Below are 22,591 nucleotides of genomic sequence, written 5' to 3'. Positions count from 1 at the left end.
GTTTATCCTTTTTATATTTAATGTTTAATACACATTTATTCTTCTTCGTTTGATGCTTTTGTTTCAACTGGAGCAGGAGCTGGTTTTGAACCTCCACGTCTACTTCTTCTAGTTGTTTTCTTTGTAGCTTTTCCTGCATTATAGATTTCGTTGTAATCAACTAATTCTATCATTGCCATATCAGCGTTATCACCTAAACGATTACCTAGTTTTATAATTCTAGTATATCCTCCTGGTCTGTCTGCCACTTTAGCCGCAACATCTCTAAACAATTCTGCAACAGCATCCTTTTGTCTTAATTTAGACATAACAAGACGTCTGTTATGTGTTGTGTCTTGTTTAGATTTTGTAATCATTGGCTCTACAAATTGTTTTAAAGCTTTTGCTTTTGCAACAGTTGTATTAATACGCTTGTGCTCAATTAATGAACAAGCCATATTTGCTAACATTGCTTTTCTGTGAGCTGTTTGTCTACCTAAGTGGTTTACTTTTTTTCCGTGTCTCATGACGTTTGTTTTATCATCTTGCTACCAAACTCGTTATCCGAGGAGCAAAATATGATTAATTAATCTTTATCTAATTTATATTTACTTAAATCCATTCCGAAGTTTAGTCCTTTAACATTCACAAGCTCTTCAAGCTCGGTTAAAGACTTCTTACCAAAGTTTCTGAATTTCATTAAATCATTTTTATTGAAAGATACCAAATCTCCTAAGGTATCAACTTCTGCAGCTTTTAAACAATTAAGGGCACGAACAGATAAATCCATATCGATTAACTTCGTTTTAAGCAACTGTCTCATATGTAATGATTCTTCATCATATGTTTCAGTTTGTGCAATTTCATCAGCTTCTAAAGTTATACGCTCATCAGAGAATAACATGAAGTGGTGAATTAACGTTTTAGCACCTTCAGTTAAAGCATCTTGTGGCGTAATTGACCCATCAGTAATGATTTCAAAAACTAATTTTTCGTAATCTGTTTTTTGTTCAACACGATAGTTCTCGATACTATACTTTACGTTTTTTATTGGTGTATAAATTGAATCAGTAAAAATAGTTCCAACTGGCGCAGAAGCTTTTTTGTTTTCTTCCGCAGGAACATATCCTCTACCTTTTTCAATAGTGATTTCCATATTTAAATTCACTTTAGGATCTAAATTACAGATAACTAATTCTGTATTCAATACTTGAAATCCTGAAATAAATTTTTGTATATCTCCAGCAGTAATTCTTTCTTGACCTGAAATTGAAATAGATATTGATTCATTATCGATATCTTCAATTTGTCTTTTGAAACGAACTTGCTTTAAGTTTAAGATAATTTCTGTTACATCTTCCACCACACCAGCTATTGCTGAAAACTCATGATCTACACCTTCTATTCTAACTGAAGTAATTGCAAAACCTTCTAAAGAAGATAATAAAACTCTTCTAAGTGCATTTCCAACCGTTAGACCATAACCTGGTTCTAAAGGTCTGAATTCGAATTTGCCTTCGAAATCAGTAGAATCAATCATGATTACTTTGTCGGGCTTCTGAAAATTAAATACTGCCATTTTTTTCTTCGTTTTAATTGTTATTTGGTTGCGCGGTTCAAAAGTTTGAAGAAATACTTATAAACCCTTTGGCCAAATACCAATGTTAATAATTTATTATTTAGAGTATAATTCGACTATGAATTGTTCATTTATGTTCTCTGGAATTTGGATTCTTGCAGGAACAGAAACATAAGTTCCTTGTTTCGTATCAGAATTCCAAGTTATCCATTCATAAACGTTGCTTGAGTTTGAAAGTGATCTTTCAATAGCTTCAAGTGATTTTGATTTTTCTCTTACAGCAATAACATCTCCAGCCTTTAATTGATAAGAAGGTATATTTACCAACTCGCCATTAACGGTGATGTGTCTGTGAGATACCAATTGTCTTGCAGCACTTCTAGTAGGAGCAATTCCCATTCTAAATACTACATTGTCTAATCTAGACTCACAAAGTTGTAAAAGTACTTCACCTGTAATACCTTGAGCAGCTCTTGCGCTTTTAAACAAGTTTCTGAATTGACGCTCTAATATACCGTAAGTATATTTTGCTTTTTGCTTTTCTTGAAGTTGAATAGCGTATTCAGATTTTTTACCACGTCTTCTGTTATTTCCATGTTGACCTGGAGGGTAATTTCTTTTTTCGAATGACTTATCGTCTCCGAAGATAGCTTCGCCAAATTTACGAGCTATTTTAGTTTTAGGACCAGTATATCTTGCCATTTTAAATTTGTTTTGAGAGTGATTATGAATTAAGGTCTTAATCTTATCCTTCGATAATCGTTGATCTCTCGTTAATACTTGTTAATTATTTTTTCGGTTTGCAAATTTATACAAAAAATTAATACCATCTGGCATTCAGATGATATTAATTTTTCTATTTGCTTTATTCAATAAACGTTAGCTAAAACGTTATTAAACTCTTCTTCTTTTTGGTGGGCGACATCCATTGTGTGGTAATGGAGTAACATCAATAATTTCTGTTACTTCAATCCCTGCATTATGAATAGAACGGATAGCAGATTCTCTACCATTTCCTGGTCCTTTTACATAAACTTTCACCTTTCTTAAACCAGCTTCATGAGCTACTGAAGATGCATCTTCTGCTGCTAATTGAGCCGCATATGGTGTGTTTTTCTTTGAACCTCTAAATCCCATCTTACCTGCAGAAGACCATGAAATAACGTCTCCTTTTTTATTGGTAAGTGAAATAATGATGTTGTTAAAAGAAGCTGTTACATGCGCTTCTCCAACAGAATCAACTATAACTTTACGTTTTTTTGTGCTTGTTTTTGCCATAATTTCTAGTGCTTAGTTTTAGTGATAGTCGCTAGAATCCTAAACCGTAATTTCAAACAGATTCCTTCCAACGTCTAATAACTAAAGACTAAATATTTCTAATTATTCTTACTTAGTTGCTTTTTTCTTGTTAGCAACAGTTTTTCTTCTACCTTTTCTAGTTCTAGAGTTGTTTTTAGTACGTTGTCCTCTTAATGGAAGACCAGCTCTATGACGAATACCTCTGTAACATCCAATGTCCATTAATCGCTTAATGTTTAATTGCGTTTCAGAACGTAATTCACCTTCAATAGTAAAAGTACCAACAGCCTCACGAATACCAGCAATTTGGTCATCCGTCCAGTCTTGAACTTTAATACTTTCGTCTACTTTAGCTGATGCTAAAATGTCTTTTGCTCTACTTCTACCTATTCCATAGATATAAGTTAAAGAGATTACTCCTCTTTTGTTTTTTGGTATGTCTACACCTGCAATTCTTGCCATAATTTACCCTTGTCTTTGTTTAAATCTAGGATTCTTTTTGTTTATCACGTAAAGTCTACCTTTTCTACGCACGATTTTACAATCTGCACTTCTTTTTTTAACTGAAGCTCTTACTTTCATCTTTTTCTAGTTTAAAAGTTTAAAGTTTAAAAGTTTAAAGTTGTTTAAGTTTTACCTTTTTAACTTTTTACTTTATCACCTTACAACTTAATCTTTAGTATCTATAAGTTATTCGAGCCTTTGTTAAATCGTAAGGACTCATTTCTAATTTTACTTTATCACCCGGTAATAGTTTGATGTAATGCATACGCATTTTACCAGAGATATGAGCAGTCACAATGTGACCGTTTTCTAACTCAACACGAAACATAGCATTTGATAATGCTTCTATAATCGTTCCGTCTTGCTCTATTGCTGCTTGTTTTGCCATAGTATAATAATTAAGCTACTGCTTTTCTATTTTTACCAGTCTTCATCAAACCATCATAGTGTCTATTCAACAAATATGAATTAATTTGCTGCATAGTATCAATTGCCACTCCAACCATAATTAATAGTGATGTTCCACCGAAAAACAACGCCCAACCTTGTTGTACACCCATTAGTTTAACTATTACCGCCGGAAATACAGCGATAAGTGCTAAAAATATAGAACCCGGTAAGGTTATTTGAGACATTATTTTATCTAAAAATTCTGATGTTTCAGAACCTGGACGAATACCAGGAATAAAACCACCACTACGTTTCAAGTCGTCTGCCATTTTATTGGTAGGCACTGTAATTGCCGTATAAAAGTAAGTGAATACTATAATTAATAAAGCAAATGTAATGTTATAAACTAATCCAAAAATATCAGAATAGTTAGTTTGTAACCAAGTTCCGAAAGCTGTTTCTTTTAAGAACGATGATCCTCCAATTAAACTTGGAACAAACATGATTGCTTGTGCAAATATAATTGGCATTACTCCAGATGCATTTAACTTCAATGGAATGTATTGTCTAGAACCTGCCATAGCACTCTTTTCATAACCGCCTGACGCCGTTCTTCTAGCATATTGTACAGCAATCTTTCTTACTCCCATTACTAACATAATAGAAGCTAAAATGATAACAAACCAGATAACTAGCTCAATAAGTACCATCATTAATCCACCATTTCCACCACCTTCTAATCTCGTTGCCGAGTTTTGCAAGAAGGCTTGAGGTAAAGTAGCTATAATACCTACCATAATTAGCAGAGAAATACCATTACCAATACCTTTATCAGTTATTTTTTCTCCTAACCACATTGCGAAAATACAACCTGTTACTAAAATAGTTACTGATGAGAAATAGAATAAAGGTCCTGTACCTAATAAAAATGCCGTAGAAGGAATTCCTAATGCTGGTAAACTTGCTAAATATCCTGGTGCTTGCAATAAACAGATAGCGATTGTTAACCAACGTGTAATCTGATTGATTTTCTTTTGGCCACTAGCACCTTCCTTTTGCAGTTTCTGCAAATAAGGAATAGCTATTCCCATTAATTGAACAACAATAGAAGCAGAAATGTAAGGCATAATCCCTAAAGCAAAAACCGAGGCATTTGCGAACGCTCCCCCTGTAAAGGCGTTAAGCAAACCTAACAAACCACTGTCTGTTTTTTCTGCTAAACCTCCAAGTTGTGCAGCATCGATACCAGGTAAAACTACTTGAGCACCAAAACGATAAACCAATAACAGACTCAAAGTTACTATGATTCTGTTTCTTAGTTCTTCTATTTTCCAAACATTCTTAATCGATTCTATAATTTTCATACTTATAAAAAGTCTTATATAGTTACAGCTTCTCCTCCTGCAGCTTCAATCGCAGCTTTTGCTGAAGCAGTAAACTTATGAGCAGATACTTTTAATTTTGCTTTTAATTCACCTCTACCTAAAATCTTAACTAGATCATTTTTTCCAGCTAAACGGTTTGCGAATAATGTTTCAAAATCTACTGTATCTTTTATTTTCTTCTCATCAACCAATTGTTGTAGTGTATCTAGATTGATTCCTTGATACTCAACACGGTTAATGTTAGTAAAACCAAACTTAGGAACACGTCTTTGAAGAGGCATTTGACCTCCTTCAAATCCTAATTTCTTAGAATAACCAGAACGAGATTTAGCTCCTTTGTGACCACGAGTTGCGGTACCACCTTTTCCAGAACCTTGTCCACGACCTATTCTTTTTCCTTGAGTTTTTACTGAACCTTCTGCAGGTTTTAAATTACTTAAATCCATTTTTCAGTTTATATTTTTAAGCTTCTTCTACAGAAACTAAATGTGAAACTTTAGCAACCATACCAAGTATATTTGGTGTAGCTTCATGCTCTTTTACTTGACCAATCTTTTTAAGACCTAGAGCTTCTAAAGTTCTTTTTTGTCTTTGCGTACGATTGATTGCGCTTTTAACTTTTTTTACTTTAATCTTTGCCATTTCTGTCTTTATTAAGCGTTAAAAACTTGTTCAAGTGAAATACCTCTATCTCTAGCAATAGTATTCGCATCTCTTAATTGTAATAAAGCATCAAATGTTGCTTTTACTACGTTATGAGGATTTGAAGACCCTTGAGATTTTGATAATACATCGTGTACACCAACTGCCTCAAGTACTGTTCTTACAGCTCCACCAGCAATTACACCTGTACCAGGCGCAGCAGGAATAATATTTACTCTAGCTCCACCATATTTACCTTTTTGCTCATGTGGTAACGTTCCTTTAATAATAGGAATTCTTACTAGGTTTTTCTTAGCATCTTCAACAGCTTTTGCGATTGCACTAGCAACGTCTTTAGATTTTCCTAAGCCTTGACCTACAACACCAGCTTCATCACCAACTACTACAATTGCTGAAAAACCAAATGCTCTACCACCTTTAGTTACTTTTGTAACTCTTTGTACACCAACTAAACGATCTTTAAGATCTAATCCACCTGGTTTTACTAACTCTGCACTTTTATATTTTTGAAACATAATATCTTAGAATTTAAGTCCTGCTTCTCTAGCACCTTCTGCTAGTGATTTTACTCTTCCGTGGTATAAATATCCACCTCTATCAAAAGCTATGGTTTCTACACCTGCCTTTAAAGCTTTTTCAGCAAGTGCTTTACCTACTAATTTAGCTACTTCTGATTTAGTTGCTTTCGCAGAACTAATATCTTTATCTCTTGAAGATGCTGCACTGATAGTATTACCAGTTACATCATCAACTATTTGAGCATAAATTTCTTTATTACTTCTATAAACAGCTAATCTTGGTCTAGCTTCTGTACCAGAAACTACTTTTCGGATTCTGTTTTTTATCCTTATTCTTCTTTCGTTCTTTGTCAATGCCATAACTTAATTATTAAGCTGATTTACCTGCTTTTCTTCTTATTTCTTCACCAACAAACTTGATTCCTTTTCCTTTGTAAGGCTCAGGCTTTCTAAATCCGCGGATTTTTGCAGCTACTTGACCAACAAGTTGTTTATCGAATGATGTTAGTTTTACAATTGGATTTTTACCTTTTTCTGATATTGTTTCCACTTTTACTTCTGGAGCAATATCAAGAATGATGTTATGTGAAAACCCTAAGGCTAAATCTAATTTTTGTCCTTGATTCGATGCTCTATAACCTACACCTACCAATTCTAACTCTTTTGTCCATCCTTTAGAGACACCTTCAATCATATTGTGCATTAAAGATCTATATAAACCGTGTTTAGCTTTTTGATCTTTAGTATCAGAAGAACGTGTAACCCAAACGCTACCATCTTCAACTTTTATCTCGATAGAGTCGTAGTTTTGTGTTAACTCTCCTAATTTTCCTTTTACAGTAACTACGCCTTCTTTAACGTCTACTGTTACACCTTCTGGAATGGCTACTGGATTATTTCCTATTCTTGACATTTCTTTCTGGCTTTAAATTAGTATACGTAACATAAAACTTCTCCACCTACATTATCTCTTTTGGCTTGTTTACCAGTCATTACTCCATGTGAAGTAGAGACAATAGCAATACCAAGACCATTAAGAATTCTAGGCAACTCATTAGCTCCAGCATACTTACGTAAACCTGGAGTACTAATTCTTTGAAGCTTCTTAATTACTGGTTCTTTTGTTTCTTTATTGTACTTAAGAGCTATTTTAATAGTTCCTTGTACAGTAGAATCATCAAATTTATAACTTAAAATATATCCTTGTTCGAATAAAATTTTAGTTATGTCTTTTTTAAGATTAGATGCAGGTATCTCTACCACTCTGTGGTTAGCACGCACTGCGTTTCTAATTCTTGTCAAATAATCCGCAATTGGATCTGAGTACATAATGAATTGATTTTGTGGTCTTGGTTTTCGAACCTATGTCGAACCTTAAACCTGATTATTTAAATAATATTACCAACTTGCTTTTTTAACTCCAGGAATAAGACCTTGGTTGGCCATTTCTCTAAATGTTACACGAGAAATACCAAATGTTCTCATATATCCTCTAGGTCTTCCTGTTAATTTACATCTATTATGCTGACGTATAGGAGATGCGTTTTTTGGCAACTTTTGTAATGCTTCATAGTCTCCAGCTTCTTTTAAAGCTTTACGTTTTTCAGCATACTTAGCTACTGTTTTAGCTCTTTTTACCTCGCGGGCTTTCATTGATTCTTTAGCCATATCTTAATTCTTTTGAAAAGGTAATCCTAATTCAGTTAATAATGATTTTGCTTCTTTATCAGTATCTGCAGTAGTTACAAATGTGATATCCATACCAGAAATTTTATTCACTTTATCAATGTTTATCTCTGGAAAGATAATTTGTTCTGTAATTCCTAAATTGTAATTACCTCTACCGTCAAATCCTGTAGCTTTAATTCCATTAAAATCTCTCACACGTGGAAGTGCTGAAGTTACTAATCGATCTAAAAACTCGTACATTCTTTCGCCACGTAAAGTTACTTTTACCCCAATTGGCATTCCTTTACGTAATTTAAAAGAAGCAACATCTTTCTTAGATAATGTAGAAATCGCTTTTTGTCCAGATATAGTCGTTAATTCTTCTACTGCGTAGTCAATTAACTTTTTGTCTGCAACTGCAGCTCCAACACCTTTAGATATTACTATCTTAGTAAGTTTAGGAACTTGCATTACATTCTTATACCCAAATTCGTCTGTAAGAGCTGCAATAACTCTGCTTTTATACTCTTCTTTAAGTCTTGGTGAATATGCCATAACTATATTACTTCATTAGATTTTACTGAAAATCTTACTTTTTTATCGCCTTCCATTCTATATCCAACTCTAGTCGTTTCACCTTTTGAGGTTAACAATGATAAGTTAGAAATATGAATAGCTGCTTCTTTTTCTACGATTCCTCCTTGAGGGTTTTGCGCACTTGGCTTAGTATGTTTCTTAACCAAGTTTACACCTTCAACAATCGCTTTGTTCTTTTCTATTAATACCTTCTGTACTTTACCTTCAGATCCTTTATGATCTCCAGCTATTACTTTTACAGTATCTCCAGTTTTTATTTTAAGCTTTCCCATCTTAATATTTTGCATTAAAGCACCTCTGGTGCTAATGATACAATCTTCATGAATTGTTTATCACGAAGCTCTCTAGCAACAGGACCAAATACACGTGTACCTCTCATCTCACCGGTTGGGTTTAATAAAACACAGGCATTATCATCAAATCTTATATAAGATCCGTCTGGTCTTCTTACTTCTTTCTTAGTACGTACAACAACTGCCGTAGAAACCGCTCCTTTTTTAATGTTGCCATTAGGAGTTGCGTCTTTTACAGAAACAACAATTTTGTCTCCAACAGAGGCGTATCTTCTTTTAGTACCACCTAAAACACGGATAGTTAAAACTTCCTTTGCTCCAGTATTGTCTGCTACTTTTAATCTTGATTCTTGCTGTACCATAATTATTTAGCTCTTTCTAAAATTTCAACTAATCTCCAACATTTAGATTTACTTAAAGGTCTTGTTTCCATGATCTTTACAGTATCTCCAATATTACAATCGTTTGTTTCGTCGTGAGCAACGTATTTTTTCGTTTTTAACACGAACTTTCCATACATAGGGTGTTTTACTTTTTTAACCTCTGCAACAACTATTGATTTTTGCATCTTGTTACTAGTAACAACTCCTATACGTTCTTTTCTTAAATTTCTTGTTTCCATCTTTCAGCAGAATTATTGTAATTCTCTTTTAGTTAATTCAGTCGCAATTCTCGCTACGGTTCTTCTTATAGAACGTAATTGAATAGGATTCTCTAAAGGAGATATTGCATGAGCCAATTTAAGGTCTGAATAACTCTTTTTTGTTTCACTAAGTTTCTCTTGTAACTCAGCTACAGATAATTCTTTAATTTCTGATTGTTTCATAATATCAAATAAATTATGCTTCGTAATCTCTAGCGATTATAAACTTAGTTTTTACTGGTAGCTTTTGTGCAGCTAAACGTAATGCTTCTTTTGCAACGTCTAATGGCACACCACCTACTTCAAATAAAACACGACCTGGTCTACATACGGCAACCCATAATTCAACAGCACCTTTACCTTTACCCATACGTACTTCAAGAGGTTTCTTTGTAATAGGCTTGTCTGGAAATATTTTAATCCAAAGTTGACCTTCTCTTTTCATGTAACGTGTAGCGGCAATACGTGCAGCTTCTATTTGACGTGCAGTTATAAACGTAGCGTCTAATGCTTTTATTCCAAAAGTACCGTTAGAAAGTTGATGTCCTCTTCCAGAGAGACCTTTCATACGTCCTTTTTGTTGTTTACGAAATTTTGTTCTTTTAGGCTGTAACATTTTTCTTTACTTTATAAAAAATTACTTTCTACGACGAGGTCCTTTATTACCTCCTCTGGCACCACCTTTTCCTTCCTTCTTAGACAATCCAACAAGCGGAGAAAGTTCTCTTTTACCATATACTTCACCTTTCATGATCCATACTTTAACACCCAATCTACCATAAGTAGTGTGTGCCTCAACTAAAGCATAGTCAATATCGGCTCTAAAAGTTGATAAAGGAATACGTCCTTCTTTGTAGTGCTCAGATCGTGCCATTTCAGCACCATTTAAACGCCCACTAATTTGGATTTTAATTCCTTCAGCATTCATACGCATTGTAGCAGCAATAGCCATCTTAATTGCACGTCTGTATGAAATTCTGTTTTCAATTTGACGAGCGATACTAGATCCTACTAAAAATGCATCAAGTTCAGGTCTTTTAATTTCAAAAATATTTAACTGAACTTCTTTTCCAGTAATCTTCTTAAGCTCTTCTTTTAACTTGTCTACCTCTTGACCACCTTTCCCGATAATAATACCAGGTCTTGCAGTAGTGATAGTAACGGTTACAAGTTTTAAAGTTCTTTCGATAATTACTCTACTAACACTAGCCTTAGATAAACGCGCATGAACGTATTTTCTAATCTTATCGTCTTCGGCAAGTTTATCACCATAATCGTTTCCTCCGTACCAGTTAGATTCCCATCCTCTGATAATTCCTAAGCGATTCCCGATTGGATTTGTTTTTTGTCCCATACTCTATCTTAGCTTTGTGTGTTATTGTTAGCTCCAACTACGATTGTTACGTGGTTTGAACGTTTTCTTATTCTGTGTGCACGACCTTGTGGTGCTGGACGCAATCTTTTTAACATAGATCCGCCATCAACTCTAATTTCTTGAACGATTAATTCAGCTTCTTCAATATCAGTCTCTTCGTTTTTAGCTTGCCAGTTTGCAATTGCAGACAATAACAATTTCTCTAAACGACCTGAAGCTTCTTTTTGATTGAATTTCAAGATATTAAGTGCATGTTCTACTTTTTCACCTCTTACTAAATCGGCTACTAAACGCATTTTTCTCGGTGACGTAGGACAATTATTAAGTTTAGCAAAAGCAACATGCTTTTTCCCTTCCTTAATAGCGTCTGCCATTTGTTTTTTACGACTTCCCATAGCTTACTACTTTTTACCTTTATTTTTAGCACCGGCATGCCCACGGAATGAACGTGTTGGTGAAAATTCTCCTAATTTATGACCTACCATGTTTTCTGTTACATAAACAGGAACAAATTGACGGCCATTGTGTACTGCTATTGTTTGTCCAACAAAATCTGGAGTAATCATACTTGCTCTTGACCAAGTTTTGATTACCGATTTTTTGTTAGCTTCAACATTTGCAGCCACTTTTTTCTCTAATTTATAATGAACGTAAGGTCCTTTTTTTAATGATCTTGCCATGTCTTATTTCTTTCTACGTTCTACAATATATTTATTACTTGCTTTTGATTTAGAACGTGTTCTATATCCTTTAGCTGGTATACCGTTTCTAGAACGTGGGTGTCCTCCTGAAGATTTACCTTCACCACCACCCATTGGGTGATCAACTGGATTCATCACTACTGGTCTAGTACGTGGTCTTCTTCCTAACCATCTTGTTCTACCTGCTTTACCACCAACTAACAATTGATGATCTGAGTTAGATACAACACCTATAGTAGCCATACAGTTAGCAAGAATTAATCTTGTTTCACCTGAAGGCAACTTAATAGTTGCAAACTTACCATCTCTTGCCATTAATTGAGCAAATGCACCTGCACTACGAGCCATAACAGCCCCTTGTCCTGGACGTAACTCTACGCAAGAAATAATAGTTCCTAATGGAATTTCACTTAATGGCATTGCATTTCCAATTTCTGGAGCAATTCCCTCTTTACCAGATACTACATTTTGCCCAACCTGAAGTCCATTTTGTGCAATAATGTATCTTTTTTCACCATCTTGATAATTCAATAATGCGATAAAAGCGGTTCTGTTTGGATCGTATTGAATAGAAGCAACTTCACCAGGAATCCCTGCTTTGTCTCTTTTAAAATCAATGATACGATACTTTTTCTTATGACCTCCACCAATATAGCGCATGGTCATTTTTCCTTGACTGTTTCTACCACCAGACCTTTTGTTCGGAACGAGTAAACTCTTTTCCGGCTTATCAGTAGTTATGGCGTCATACCCATTTACTACTCTAAATCGCTGTCCTGGTGTGATTGGTTTTAATTTTCTTACTGACATTAGTCTTTAATTACATGTTACTGTATAAATCAATCATTTCACCTTCCGCCAGTTGTACAATTGCCTTTTTAACAGCATTTGTTTTACCATGTTGAATACCAGTTTTTGTGAACTTGGTACTACGATCTGGACGGACATTTATAGTACGAACTTTTTCAACAGAAACACCATAAGCAGCTTCCACCGCTTTTTTGATTTCTACCTTGTTCGCCTTTGTGTTCACCGCGAAAGTATAGCAGTTTCTTAACTCGCTATCGGCAGTCGCTTTTTCTGTGATTATAGGTTTAATTAAGATACTCATCTGTTTCTTATTTACTTAAGTTTGTTTCAATTCCTTCTAACGCTCCTTCTAACAGCACTACTTGATTTGCGTTTAAAATCTTGTAAGTACTTAATTCTGAGCTAGTTATAACTTCTGAACTTTTTAAATTGCGCGATGACAAATATACGTTATTATTTGACCCACCCAACACAAACAGCGTTTTTTTGTTTTCAAGCTCTAAAGCCTTTAAAACTGCCGTAAAATTCTTCGTCTTTACAGAGTCAAAATTGAAGTCTTCTAGAACTGTTATTGACTTTTCTCCTGCTTTGATACTTAAGGCAGATTTACGTGCTAAACGCTTTAAGTTTTTATTAAGTTTGAAGCTGTAATTTCTTGGTCTTGGTCCGAACATACGGCCACCACCTTTAAATACACCAGACTTAATACTACCTGCTCTTGCTGTACCAGTTCCTTTTTGCTTTTTAATCTTACGTGTACTTCCAGAAATCTCAGCTCTTTCTTTCGATTTGTGAGTTCCTTGACGTTGGTTTGCTAAATATTGTTTAACATCCAAGTATACAGCATGATCATTAGGCTCAATAGCAAACACATCGTTAGAAAGGTCTGCCTTTCTACCTGTGTCTTTTCCGTTTATATCTAAAACTGCTACTTTCATTATTTTCTAATAATTACATAAGCGTTTTTGTGACCAGGAACACATCCTTTAACCACAAGTAGATTCTTTTCAGCAACTACTTTTAAAACTCTTAAATTTTGAACTTTAACTGTGTCTCCACCCATTCTTCCTGCCATTTTCATTCCTTTGAAAACTCTTGCAGGATAAGATGCTGCACCAATAGATCCTGGCGCTCTTAAACGGTTATGCTGACCGTGAGTAGCTTGACCTACACCACCGAAACCATGACGTTTTACAACACCTTGAAATCCTTTTCCTTTAGATGTTCCTGCTACATCAACAAATTCACCTTCAGCGAAATGTTCAACAGTAATTGCATCTCCTAATTTGTACTCCTCATCAAAACCTTTGAATTCAACAACTTTGCGTTTTACAGAAGTACCCGCTTTTTTAGCATGACCTTGGTCTGCTTTTGTAGCGCTTTTTTCTGTCGCGTCATCGAAACCAAGTTGAACAGCCTCATAGCCATCCACTTCTTTAGTTCTGACTTGGGTAACGATACATGGTCCAGCTTCGATTACTGTACAAGGAATGTTCTTCCCGTTTTCGTCGAAAATGCTGGTCATACCGATTTTTTTTCCAATTAACCCAGACATATTTATTTATTATTAATTATTACTATTTCGTTGAAACCTAATTCAACATTCTTATTTAAAAAATTTCAGGGACAAAATACCTTTCGTCCCTGAAATGTATTTATCCGTTTTTCCCGCGACCGCATCGGTGGGACATTTTAATTTCTCTCAACGAGATCCCGAATTTGTTTCGGGATGTAAATTAAAGCCTATATACTTAAACTTTAATTTCCACTTCAACACCACTTGGTAATTCAAGTTTCATCAAGGCATCAATTGTTTTTGATGACGAAGAATAGATATCTAATAATCTTTTATAAGAAGATAATTGAAACTGCTCTCTTGATTTCTTGTTTACGTGTGGAGAACGTAATACAGTGAAAATTTTCTTGTTTGTTGGTAATGGAATTGGACCCGTTACAACAGCACCAGTACTTTTTACTGTTTTTACAATCTTATCAGCAGACTTATCTACTAAATTATGATCGTAAGATTTTAATTTTATTCTGATTTTCTGACTCATTTTCTTAAATTTTAAGCTTCAACACCTTTAGCTGCTTTAATAACTTCTTCAGAAATATTTGAAGGTGTTTCAGCATAATGTGAAAATTCCATAGTTGACGTTGCACGACCTGAAGATAATGTTCTTAATGTAGTAACATATCCAAACATCTCTGATAAAGGTACAGTAGCTTTTACAGTTTTTGCACCTGCTCTATCACCCATATCACTAACTTGACCACGACGACGGTTTAAGTCACCTACAATATCACCCATATTTTCTTCTGGAGTAATAACTTCAAGCTTCATGATTGGCTCCATGATTACCGCTTTTGCTGCTTTTGCTGAATTTTTAAATCCAAGTTTTGCAGCTAATTCGAACGATAATTGATCAGAATCCACATCGTGGTAAGATCCGTCTGTTAACGTTACTTTCATTGCATCAACTTCGTATCCTGCTAATGGTCCATTTACCATAGCCATTCTAAATCCTTTCTCGATTGAAGGGATAAATTCTTTAGGAACGTTTCCACCTTTAATTTCAGACACGAACTCTAAACCTGTTTTACCTTCTTCAGCAGGCTCCAATGTAAACACAATATCAGCAAATTTACCACGTCCACCAGATTGTTTTTTGTAAACCTCTCTATGTTCTGCACGTTGCGTAATTGCTTCTTTGTACTCTACTTGTGGCTGACCTTGGTTAACCTCTACTTTAAACTCACGTTTAAGACGGTCAACAATAATATCTAAGTGAAGCTCACCCATTCCAGAAATGATAGTCTGTCCTGAAGCTTCGTCAGTTCTTGCTGTAAATGTTGGATCCTCTTCAGCCAATTTTGATAAAGCCATTCCTAACTTATCTACATCAGCTTTTGTTTTTGGCTCAACCGCAATACCGATTACTGGATCAGGGAAGTCCATAGACTCTAAAACAATTGGATGTTTTTCATCAGACATGGTATCACCAGTCTTGATGTCTTTAAATCCTACTGCTGCACCTATATCTCCTGCTTCAATAAAATCGATAGCATTTTGCTTATTAGAATGCATTTGATAGATACGAGAGATACGTTCTTTTTTACCTGAACGATTGTTCAAGATATAAGACCCTGCATCTAAACGACCTGAATATGCTCTAAAGAAAGCTAAACGACCAACAAAAGGATCGGTAGCAATTTTAAAAGCTAATGCCGCAAATGGATCTGTAGCACTTGGCTTACGAACTTCTTCTTTACCTGTGTCTGGATTCGTACCTATAATATTCTCTCTATCTAAAGGAGAAGGTAGGTAACGACAAACAGCATCTAATAAGAATTGTACACCTTTGTTTTTGAAAGCAGAACCACATATCATTGGAATAATAGCCATATCCATAACAGCAGCTCTAAGTGCAGCGTGCACTTCATCTTCTGTTATAGAATCTTCATCTTCCATGAATTTCTCTAAAAGATTTTCATCGTAAGTTGCTACTTCCTCAATTAGTAATGCTCTATATTTTTTAGCTTCAGCTTTAAGCTCTTCTGGAATTTCGATAACATCAAAAGTAGCCCCTTGAGTTTCATCATGCCATACTATCGCTCTATTCTTAACTAAATCTATAATTCCTTTAAAATCTATTTCGTCACCAATGTTTAAAACAATTGGTACTGCATTAGATTTCAACATATCTTTTACCTGTTGACAAACCCCTAAGAAGTTTGACCCTTGACGGTCCATTTTATTAACGAAACCAATACGTGGTACTTTATAATTATCTGCAAGTCTCCAGTTCGTTTCAGATTGTGGCTCAACACCATCAACTGCACTAAATAAGAATACTAAACCATCAAGTACACGTAAAGAACGGTTTACTTCAACCGTAAAATCAACGTGACCTGGAGTATCGATAATATTAAAATGATAGTCTTGTGCATCTGCAGTAGGCTGACCATTTTCTATAGGAAACTTCCATTCGCAAGTTGTAGCAGCGGAAGTAATTGTAATACCTCTTTCTTGCTCTTGCTCCATCCAATCCATTGTTGCAGCACCATCATGTACTTCACCAATTTTATGAGAAACTCCCGTATAATAAAGAATACGTTCTGTTGTAGTAGTTTTTCCTGCATCAATATGCGCAGCAATACCTATATTTCTTGTTAATTTTAAATCTCTTGCCATTTCTTAAAATCTAAAGTGAGAGAATGCTTTGTTTGCCTCTGCCATTTTGTGAGTATCTACTCTTTTCTTAACCGCTGCTCCTTCTTCTTTAGCTGCTGCTAAAATCTCTGAAGCTAAACGTAACGCCATAGATTTTTCATTTCTTTTACGTGAATAGCTAATTAACCATTTCATCGCAGTTGAAACTTTACGATCTGGACGAATTTGCATAGGAATTTGGAACGTTGCACCACCAACACGACGACTACGTACTTCTACGTGAGGCATCACATTTGATAAAGCATCTTTCCAGATTTCTAATGCTGTTTTTTCTTCGTCAGTTTTTTTCGAATCTACAATATCAATTGCATCGTAGAATACTTTAAAGGCCACTGACTTCTTTCCGTCCCACATCATCATGTTAACGAAACGAGTTACTAACTGGTCGTTAAAACGTGGATCTGGTAAAAGCGGTCTCTTTTTTGCTGCTCTTTTTCTCATGTCTTCTTCTTAAAGTTTTAATTACTTTTTAGGGCGTTTAGCACCATACTTAGATCTACGTTGCGTTCTACCTGAAACACCTGCTGTGTCTAAAGCACCACGTACAATGTGATATCTAACTCCTGGTAAATCTTTTACCCTTCCACCTCTAACCAATACTATCGAGTGCTCTTGTAGATTGTGTCCTTCACCACCGATGTATGCATTAACCTCGTTTCCGTTTGTTAAACGAACCCTTGCTACCTTACGCATTGCTGAGTTAGGTTTTTTAGGAGTTGTTGTGTAAACACGAGTACACACACCACGTCTTTGCGGACAAGAATCTAAAGCAGCCGATTTACTCTTCTTGGTTATTTTGGCTCTTCCTTTTCTTACTAATTGCGAAATTGTTGGCATATATATTATATATAAATTTTATTATCCTCTTTTAAGAGGGCTGCAAAGGTAGAAATTAAAATTAAAATTTCAAACCCTAATCGTTTAATTTTTAAGAGATTTGAAAAATAAAATCACAAGCTATATTATTAGCCTATATTTTTCCGTTAGATTTACATCAAAATAAGTTTTAAAAACGTGCAAAAAACTTTAAGAATAGTCCTTATTATATATATCTTTTTTTCTCAAGAAGGATTTTGCCAAAATTTAATACTAAATGTTAATGGTCAATCTGAAGATGAAACGGTTATAATTAGCAATCTCCGGTACCAAAAAACACATAAAGATTTTGAGTCTATAAGATTAGAAGTTGATTCTATTCAAAACCAACTCTTCAAGATAGGTTATATCGAAAACAGGGCATCAAAAATCACTAGAATAAATGACTCGACATTTGTCACGAAAATAAACTTAAAGAATAGGTATGACACCACTCATATATACTACAATAACGTTCAGATTGAACAAGTTACATTAAAAGCCGTATCAAAAGAAGTTAATGAAGATTACTTTGTTCTCAGTTTTAATGAAGTAGCAAAGGCGCTTCGGTTTATTAATTCTGAAATTTCAAAAAAAGGACTTCCTTTTTCCAAAGTTAGTTTATCAAGCATTACAGCTAAAAATGCTACTACATTAAAAGCTAACTTATTCATTGATGTTTCAAACAACAAAAGAACTATAAACAATATTGTGATTCGAGGCTACGATAAGTTTCCAAAATCCTACATAAGGCACTTTTTAAAAATAAAGCCAAAACAGGTTTTTGATTTAAAAGCAATTAAAACCAAATCAGAACAACTTAACAACTTAAATTTCGCTAATGAAGTAAGACCTCCAGAAGTATTATTTTCAAAAGACTCCACTACCTTATATATGTACCTGGAGAAATCTAAAAGCAATAATTTTGATGGTTTTTTAGGTTTTGGTACTAATGAAGACACAAACCAACTCGAATTTGATGGGTATTTGAATTTAATCCTAACTAATAATTTAAATTTTGGAGAATCTTTCCGATTACTTTACAAGAGTGACGAGAACGACCAAAAAACATTTGAAACGAATGCAACGCTTCCTTATTTATTTAACACTCCTATTGGAATTGATTTACAATTAAGAATATTTAAAAAAGATTCATCATTCACTACCGTTAATCAAGCGCTAAGACTTCATTATCAAATAAACTCCAAACATAAAATTTTGAGTGGTATAGTTTCAACTGAGTCAAACAACCTTTTAAATGATAATTCATCCTTTGCTATTTCAGATTACAAAACACAACATTACACTATAGCTTATCAATTCTTAAAACGACAATCTAGCATTTTACTTTTCCCCGTTAAAGAAAGCTTATATATTGAGGTAGGCATAGGAGAAAGAAAAACAACCACAACAAAAGAAAACCAATCACAATATAGCTTAGATGCATTAAAAATATTCGACTTAAATAAAACGAATAGTATTTTTATAAGAGCCAACGGATCTCATCTTAATTCTAAATCTTATTTTGAAAACGAATTATTAAGATTTGGAGGTATAAATTCTATTAGAGGTTTTGAAGAAAATAGTCTTTTTGCCAATTTATTTGGAGTTTTAAATACCGAATACCGATACACACTTAGCAACTCCTTATATATCCACTCTATTATCGACGCTGGTTACTTTGAAAATGAAGTATTAAAAACAAAAGAAAAACTTTTTGGCTACGGGTTTGGGTTTGGTATTCTTACAAAAGCAGGACTATTAAAGTTTAACTATGCAAACGGCAAAAATGAGAATACTAGATTTAAACTGTCTAATTCCAAAATACATATCAGTTTAACTGCTAATTTCTAGTGTCAAATTATCATTTTCTTAAAAATTGATGCTTTTTATCAAATTTTAACCATTATTTATTGTTTTATTAACTTTATTTTATGATTTTTGGCATTGACTAATTCAAATAATTATAAAATGAAAACAAAGTTTAGTGGAATTCTAACGCTATTACTAGCGTTTGTTGTGCAACTAACGTTTGCACAAGAAAAGACAATTTCAGGTACTGTATCAGATGGATCTGGTTTACCGTTACCGGGAGCAACTGTCTTAGTAAAAGGTACTACTTCTGGTACATCAACAGATTTTGATGGTAAGTATACATTAAAAGCCAATACTGGGAGTACTCTGGTATTCAGTTTTGTGGGATATACTACCAAAGAAGTTGCAGTAGGTGCCTCAAACACAATTAACGTTACTTTAAATGAAGATGCCCAAGCATTAGAAGAGGTAGTAGTAACTGCCTTAGGTATAAAGCGAGATGAAAAAGCTTTAGGGTATTCTGTTCAAGGAATTAAAGGTGATGGCTTAACAGAAGCAAGAGAAAGTAACATATCAAATGCTTTAAGTGGTAAAATTGCCGGTGTTCAAGTAACAGGAACTTCTGGTAGTGTTGGTGCTTCATCAAGAATAGTACTTAGGGGTAACTCTTCTATTACTGGTAACAACGAGCCGCTTTACGTAGTTGATGGTGTTCCTATCGATAACAGAAGTTTTGGTAACGCTGGTTCTGGTGGTGGAGTTGATTTACCAAATGGTGCTGCCGACATTAATCCAGACGACATTGAATCTGTAACTGTACTTAAAGGACCTAATGCAGCTGCATTATATGGTTTACGTGCAGGTAATGGTGTAATTGTTATTACTACTAAAAGAGGAAATGGCGCGAAAAAATTTGGCGTATCTGTTAATACAAACGTAACATTCTCTAATCCTTTACTTTTACCTAGCTACCAAAATTCTTATGGACAAGGTGGTGATCCAACTTACTTCGAATTTGTTGATGGAGCAAGTGGTGGATCTGGTGATGGTGTAGATGAGAGTTGGGGACCACCTTTAGATGTTGGTCTTGAGTTTATCCAATGGAATTCACAATTAAACGGTGGAATCCCTTTACCATGGAGATCTTACCCTGATAACGTTAAAAATTTCTTAGACACAGGAGTTAATATTTCTAATAACGTTTCATTTACTAATAATAATTTCAGATTATCTATTGGTAATACAGATGAAAAAGGTATGGTTCCGAATACAGAACTTAAAAAAGTTACTGTAGGTTTAAGTGGATCTTTAGAAATTGGCGATCGCATGACAGTTGGAATGTCTTTAAACTATTTTAATACTGATAGTGACAATTTACCAATCTCTGGATATAACAACGAAAATCCATTCCAACAATTTATTTGGTCTGCAAGACAAGTTGATTTCCAAGAATTAAGAAACTGGAGAGATTTTCCTTTAGCTCCAGATGGAACTGCAGCAGCAGGAACGCCTTTAAACTGGAACCACAACTTCCAAAACAATCCATATTGGGTTCTTGAAACTAACAGAAATACTTTAGAAAAAGATCGTATCGTTGGAAACGTAGATGTATCTTACCAATTAACTGACTGGTTGTCATTTAATCAGAAATTAGGAATTGACTCTTACAGCCAACTTGAAACTCAAAGACAAGCCGTAGGAAGTAACAATGCTCAAAATGGAAGTTATTTTGAAATTCAAAGACGTTTTGAAGAGGTAAATGCAACATCTATTTTATCTGCAAATCAACCTATTAGTGAAGATATTGGTTTTTCTGCAAGTATTGGTTTTCAACACATGAATAGACAATACAATTCTACTTCTGGATTCCTTCCAGGATTAGAGTTACCGAATTTATATAATCTTTCAAACTTACAAACAGGAGCAACTGCTGTATTAAATAATCTTGAAAGAAACCAACAAATTAATAGTGTGTTCGGATACGGACAATTTTCTTTCAAAGAAATGATATTTGTTGACTTTACAGCAAGACAAGATTGGGCTAGTATTTTACCAGTTAAAAACAACTCATTCTTCTATCCTTCTGTAGCTGGTTCTATTTTATTATCAGAAATGTTTGATTTACAATCTGCAAAAATAGATTACTTAAAATTAAGAGGTGGTTGGTCTCAAGTAGGTAGTACAGGTGCTTTAGCTCCTTATAACATTATTTCTACTTTTGGATTAACTAATACTGGTTTTGGTAACCAAGGATTCGTTCCTAACACGCAATTTAACCCTGAGTTAAAAGCTGAAACGGTAACTGGAATTGAGTTTGGTATTGATGCAAAATTATTCTCTAACAGACTTCGTTTAAGTGCTACTTACTACGATCAGCAATCTGAGGATTTATTAGTTCCTATTCAAGTATCTTCGGCTACAGGTTCTACTTCATCTTGGGATAACATTGCCGACATGAGTAACAAAGGTATCGAGCTTCAATTAGGAGGTACAATTATTGAATCTGAAGATTTCAGTTTTGATATTGATTTAAACTTTGCGCAAAACGAAAACGAAGTTGTATCTTTAGGAGAATTAGATAGTTATGTACTTGGTGGACAATGGGGTGTTACACTTCAAGCAAGACCAGGTTTACCTTATGGTGTAATAGTTGGTCGTGATTTTGAAAGAACTTCTGATGGTCAAGTTATTTATGAAGCTGGACTTCCTAAAATTGACGAATCACAACAAGTACTTGGAGATATCGCGCCAGACTGGACAGGAGGTGCTAACTTCTCACTTAGATATAAAAACTTAAGCTTTTCAACGCTTATTGATGCTAAAATTGGAGGAGATGTGCACAGTATGACATACGCATGGGGTAGATATGCTGGTACTTTAGAAGAAACTTTAGTTGGCCGTGAAACAGGTTTAGTTGGAGATGGTGTAAGAGAAGATGGAAACGGAGGATATGTTCCTAACGACGTTGTTGTAGGTGCACAATCATTCAACCAAGCATCTTATAGTAACAGTATAGAATCAAGTTCAGTATTTGATGCTAGTTATGTTAAACTAAGACAAATAACTTTAGGTTATAGCGTACCTTCGAAAATGCTAAAGAATTCACCTTTTGAAGCAGTTAAATTTTCAATTGTAGGTAGAAACTTAGCACTTCTTTATAAGAAAGCGCCACATATTGATCCTGAAACAGGATTTAGTAGTGCAAACGGAGAACAAGGTCAAGAGTTTGGTCAATACCCATCTGCAAGAACCGTTGGTTTTAACATAAACTTAAAATTCTAAA

General features: G+C 34.5%; 34 protein-coding genes. 2 read left to right on the top strand and 32 right to left on the bottom strand.

Annotated elements, in window-relative coordinates:
- Nucleotides 1–35: 35 nt before the first annotated feature.
- From rplQ to rpsL, 32 genes are all read right to left on the bottom strand, one after another.
- The gene (gene rplQ, locus O5O44_RS04240; RefSeq protein WP_019386292.1) at nt 36–506 is read right to left on the bottom strand and encodes a 50S ribosomal protein L17; all 471 of its coding nucleotides are present in this window, start codon (nt 504–506) and stop codon (nt 36–38) included.
- 59 nt (nt 507–565) lie between these two features.
- Complete coding sequence (locus tag O5O44_RS04235) at nt 566–1,558, bottom strand: DNA-directed RNA polymerase subunit alpha (protein WP_026009904.1); 993 nt, start codon at nt 1,556–1,558, stop codon at nt 566–568.
- A gap of 96 nt (nt 1,559–1,654) precedes the next feature.
- Nucleotides 1,655–2,260: a 30S ribosomal protein S4 gene (gene rpsD, locus O5O44_RS04230; RefSeq protein WP_289195849.1), complete on the bottom strand. Its 606-nt coding sequence runs from the start codon at nt 2,258–2,260 to the stop codon at nt 1,655–1,657.
- 192 nt (nt 2,261–2,452) lie between these two features.
- Nucleotides 2,453–2,836, bottom strand: a complete 384-nt coding sequence (gene rpsK / locus O5O44_RS04225) for a 30S ribosomal protein S11 (protein WP_019386289.1) — start codon at nt 2,834–2,836, stop codon at nt 2,453–2,455.
- A 108-nt stretch (nt 2,837–2,944) separates the two neighbouring features.
- Nucleotides 2,945–3,319, bottom strand: a complete 375-nt coding sequence (rpsM, locus tag O5O44_RS04220) for a 30S ribosomal protein S13 (RefSeq protein ID WP_019386288.1) — start codon at nt 3,317–3,319, stop codon at nt 2,945–2,947.
- A 3-nt stretch (nt 3,320–3,322) separates the two neighbouring features.
- Complete coding sequence (ykgO, locus tag O5O44_RS04215) at nt 3,323–3,439, bottom strand: type B 50S ribosomal protein L36 (protein ID WP_013305171.1); 117 nt, start codon at nt 3,437–3,439, stop codon at nt 3,323–3,325.
- 94 nt (nt 3,440–3,533) lie between these two features.
- Complete coding sequence (infA, locus tag O5O44_RS04210) at nt 3,534–3,749, bottom strand: translation initiation factor IF-1 (protein WP_007094967.1); 216 nt, start codon at nt 3,747–3,749, stop codon at nt 3,534–3,536.
- Nucleotides 3,750–3,759: 10 nt separating this feature from the next.
- Complete coding sequence (gene secY / locus O5O44_RS04205) at nt 3,760–5,115, bottom strand: preprotein translocase subunit SecY (RefSeq protein ID WP_019386287.1); 1,356 nt, start codon at nt 5,113–5,115, stop codon at nt 3,760–3,762.
- Between the two features lie 14 nt (nt 5,116–5,129).
- Entirely contained in the window at nt 5,130–5,582 is a 453-nt protein-coding gene (gene rplO / locus O5O44_RS04200; RefSeq protein ID WP_019386286.1) for a 50S ribosomal protein L15, read from the bottom strand.
- 16 nt (nt 5,583–5,598) lie between these two features.
- Nucleotides 5,599–5,778 (bottom strand): 50S ribosomal protein L30, encoded by a 180-nt coding sequence (rpmD, locus tag O5O44_RS04195; protein WP_019386285.1) that lies wholly within the window; start codon nt 5,776–5,778, stop codon nt 5,599–5,601.
- A gap of 11 nt (nt 5,779–5,789) precedes the next feature.
- Nucleotides 5,790–6,314: a 30S ribosomal protein S5 gene (gene rpsE / locus O5O44_RS04190; protein ID WP_019386284.1), complete on the bottom strand. Its 525-nt coding sequence runs from the start codon at nt 6,312–6,314 to the stop codon at nt 5,790–5,792.
- A 6-nt stretch (nt 6,315–6,320) separates the two neighbouring features.
- A complete protein-coding gene (rplR, locus tag O5O44_RS04185; RefSeq protein WP_019386283.1) occupies nt 6,321–6,677 on the bottom strand; it encodes a 50S ribosomal protein L18 in 357 nt (118 codons plus the stop codon).
- A gap of 10 nt (nt 6,678–6,687) precedes the next feature.
- Nucleotides 6,688–7,230, bottom strand: a complete 543-nt coding sequence (gene rplF / locus O5O44_RS04180) for a 50S ribosomal protein L6 (RefSeq protein WP_289195848.1) — start codon at nt 7,228–7,230, stop codon at nt 6,688–6,690.
- Between the two features lie 17 nt (nt 7,231–7,247).
- On the bottom strand, nt 7,248–7,646 hold the full coding sequence (gene rpsH, locus O5O44_RS04175; protein ID WP_019386281.1) for a 30S ribosomal protein S8: 399 nt from the start codon (nt 7,644–7,646) through the stop codon (nt 7,248–7,250).
- A gap of 69 nt (nt 7,647–7,715) precedes the next feature.
- A complete protein-coding gene (gene rpsN / locus O5O44_RS04170; protein ID WP_019386280.1) occupies nt 7,716–7,985 on the bottom strand; it encodes a 30S ribosomal protein S14 in 270 nt (89 codons plus the stop codon).
- Nucleotides 7,986–7,988: 3 nt separating this feature from the next.
- Entirely contained in the window at nt 7,989–8,540 is a 552-nt protein-coding gene (rplE, locus tag O5O44_RS04165) for a 50S ribosomal protein L5 (protein ID WP_019386279.1), read from the bottom strand.
- Between the two features lie 2 nt (nt 8,541–8,542).
- Nucleotides 8,543–8,854 (bottom strand): 50S ribosomal protein L24, encoded by a 312-nt coding sequence (gene rplX, locus O5O44_RS04160; RefSeq protein ID WP_026009903.1) that lies wholly within the window; start codon nt 8,852–8,854, stop codon nt 8,543–8,545.
- A 14-nt stretch (nt 8,855–8,868) separates the two neighbouring features.
- On the bottom strand, nt 8,869–9,237 hold the full coding sequence (rplN, locus tag O5O44_RS04155; protein WP_019386277.1) for a 50S ribosomal protein L14: 369 nt from the start codon (nt 9,235–9,237) through the stop codon (nt 8,869–8,871).
- A 2-nt stretch (nt 9,238–9,239) separates the two neighbouring features.
- Entirely contained in the window at nt 9,240–9,497 is a 258-nt protein-coding gene (gene rpsQ / locus O5O44_RS04150) for a 30S ribosomal protein S17 (protein ID WP_019386276.1), read from the bottom strand.
- 12 nt (nt 9,498–9,509) lie between these two features.
- Nucleotides 9,510–9,701 (bottom strand): 50S ribosomal protein L29, encoded by a 192-nt coding sequence (rpmC, locus tag O5O44_RS04145; RefSeq protein ID WP_019386275.1) that lies wholly within the window; start codon nt 9,699–9,701, stop codon nt 9,510–9,512.
- Between the two features lie 13 nt (nt 9,702–9,714).
- Nucleotides 9,715–10,134, bottom strand: a complete 420-nt coding sequence (gene rplP / locus O5O44_RS04140; protein WP_019386274.1) for a 50S ribosomal protein L16 — start codon at nt 10,132–10,134, stop codon at nt 9,715–9,717.
- Between the two features lie 21 nt (nt 10,135–10,155).
- Nucleotides 10,156–10,872, bottom strand: coding sequence for a 30S ribosomal protein S3 (rpsC, locus tag O5O44_RS04135; protein ID WP_019386273.1), 717 nt, complete (start codon nt 10,870–10,872; stop codon nt 10,156–10,158).
- A gap of 8 nt (nt 10,873–10,880) precedes the next feature.
- Nucleotides 10,881–11,288 (bottom strand): 50S ribosomal protein L22, encoded by a 408-nt coding sequence (rplV, locus tag O5O44_RS04130; protein WP_289195847.1) that lies wholly within the window; start codon nt 11,286–11,288, stop codon nt 10,881–10,883.
- A gap of 6 nt (nt 11,289–11,294) precedes the next feature.
- Nucleotides 11,295–11,573 carry a 30S ribosomal protein S19 gene (gene rpsS / locus O5O44_RS04125; RefSeq protein ID WP_019386271.1) on the bottom strand — a complete coding sequence of 93 codons (279 nt, stop codon included), beginning with the start codon at nt 11,571–11,573 and terminating at the stop codon, nt 11,295–11,297.
- Nucleotides 11,574–11,576: 3 nt separating this feature from the next.
- A complete protein-coding gene (gene rplB, locus O5O44_RS04120) occupies nt 11,577–12,404 on the bottom strand; it encodes a 50S ribosomal protein L2 (protein ID WP_019386270.1) in 828 nt (275 codons plus the stop codon).
- 10 nt (nt 12,405–12,414) lie between these two features.
- Nucleotides 12,415–12,705: a 50S ribosomal protein L23 gene (gene rplW, locus O5O44_RS04115; RefSeq protein ID WP_019386269.1), complete on the bottom strand. Its 291-nt coding sequence runs from the start codon at nt 12,703–12,705 to the stop codon at nt 12,415–12,417.
- Between the two features lie 7 nt (nt 12,706–12,712).
- Nucleotides 12,713–13,342, bottom strand: a complete 630-nt coding sequence (gene rplD, locus O5O44_RS04110; protein WP_019386268.1) for a 50S ribosomal protein L4 — start codon at nt 13,340–13,342, stop codon at nt 12,713–12,715.
- Nucleotides 13,342–13,959 (bottom strand): 50S ribosomal protein L3, encoded by a 618-nt coding sequence (gene rplC / locus O5O44_RS04105; protein ID WP_019386267.1) that lies wholly within the window; start codon nt 13,957–13,959, stop codon nt 13,342–13,344. Before rplC ends, rplD begins: the two co-directional genes overlap by 1 nt.
- 196 nt (nt 13,960–14,155) lie before the next feature.
- Entirely contained in the window at nt 14,156–14,461 is a 306-nt protein-coding gene (gene rpsJ / locus O5O44_RS04100; RefSeq protein WP_019386266.1) for a 30S ribosomal protein S10, read from the bottom strand.
- 11 nt (nt 14,462–14,472) lie between these two features.
- Complete coding sequence (gene fusA / locus O5O44_RS04095) at nt 14,473–16,599, bottom strand: elongation factor G (RefSeq protein WP_019386265.1); 2,127 nt, start codon at nt 16,597–16,599, stop codon at nt 14,473–14,475.
- 3 nt (nt 16,600–16,602) lie between these two features.
- Complete coding sequence (gene rpsG / locus O5O44_RS04090) at nt 16,603–17,079, bottom strand: 30S ribosomal protein S7 (protein ID WP_019386264.1); 477 nt, start codon at nt 17,077–17,079, stop codon at nt 16,603–16,605.
- 21 nt (nt 17,080–17,100) lie between these two features.
- Nucleotides 17,101–17,475 (bottom strand): 30S ribosomal protein S12, encoded by a 375-nt coding sequence (rpsL, locus tag O5O44_RS04085; protein WP_019386263.1) that lies wholly within the window; start codon nt 17,473–17,475, stop codon nt 17,101–17,103.
- 177 nt (nt 17,476–17,652) lie between these two features.
- Between rpsL and O5O44_RS04080 the strand changes: the two genes are divergently transcribed.
- Together O5O44_RS04080 and O5O44_RS04075 are read left to right on the top strand one after the other, a co-directional pair.
- A complete protein-coding gene (locus O5O44_RS04080) occupies nt 17,653–19,347 on the top strand; it encodes a POTRA domain-containing protein (protein WP_289195846.1) in 1,695 nt (564 codons plus the stop codon).
- Between the two features lie 117 nt (nt 19,348–19,464).
- A complete protein-coding gene (locus O5O44_RS04075; RefSeq protein ID WP_289195845.1) occupies nt 19,465–22,590 on the top strand; it encodes a SusC/RagA family TonB-linked outer membrane protein in 3,126 nt (1,041 codons plus the stop codon).
- Nucleotide 22,591: the final 1 nt, after the last annotated feature.

The sequence above is a fragment of the Algibacter luteus genome (assembly GCF_030344935.1).
Lineage (GTDB): Bacteria > Bacteroidota > Bacteroidia > Flavobacteriales > Flavobacteriaceae > Arenitalea > Arenitalea lutea.
Note: the sequence above shows the minus strand (reverse complement) of the source record. Positions and strands in the feature narration are given on the sequence as shown.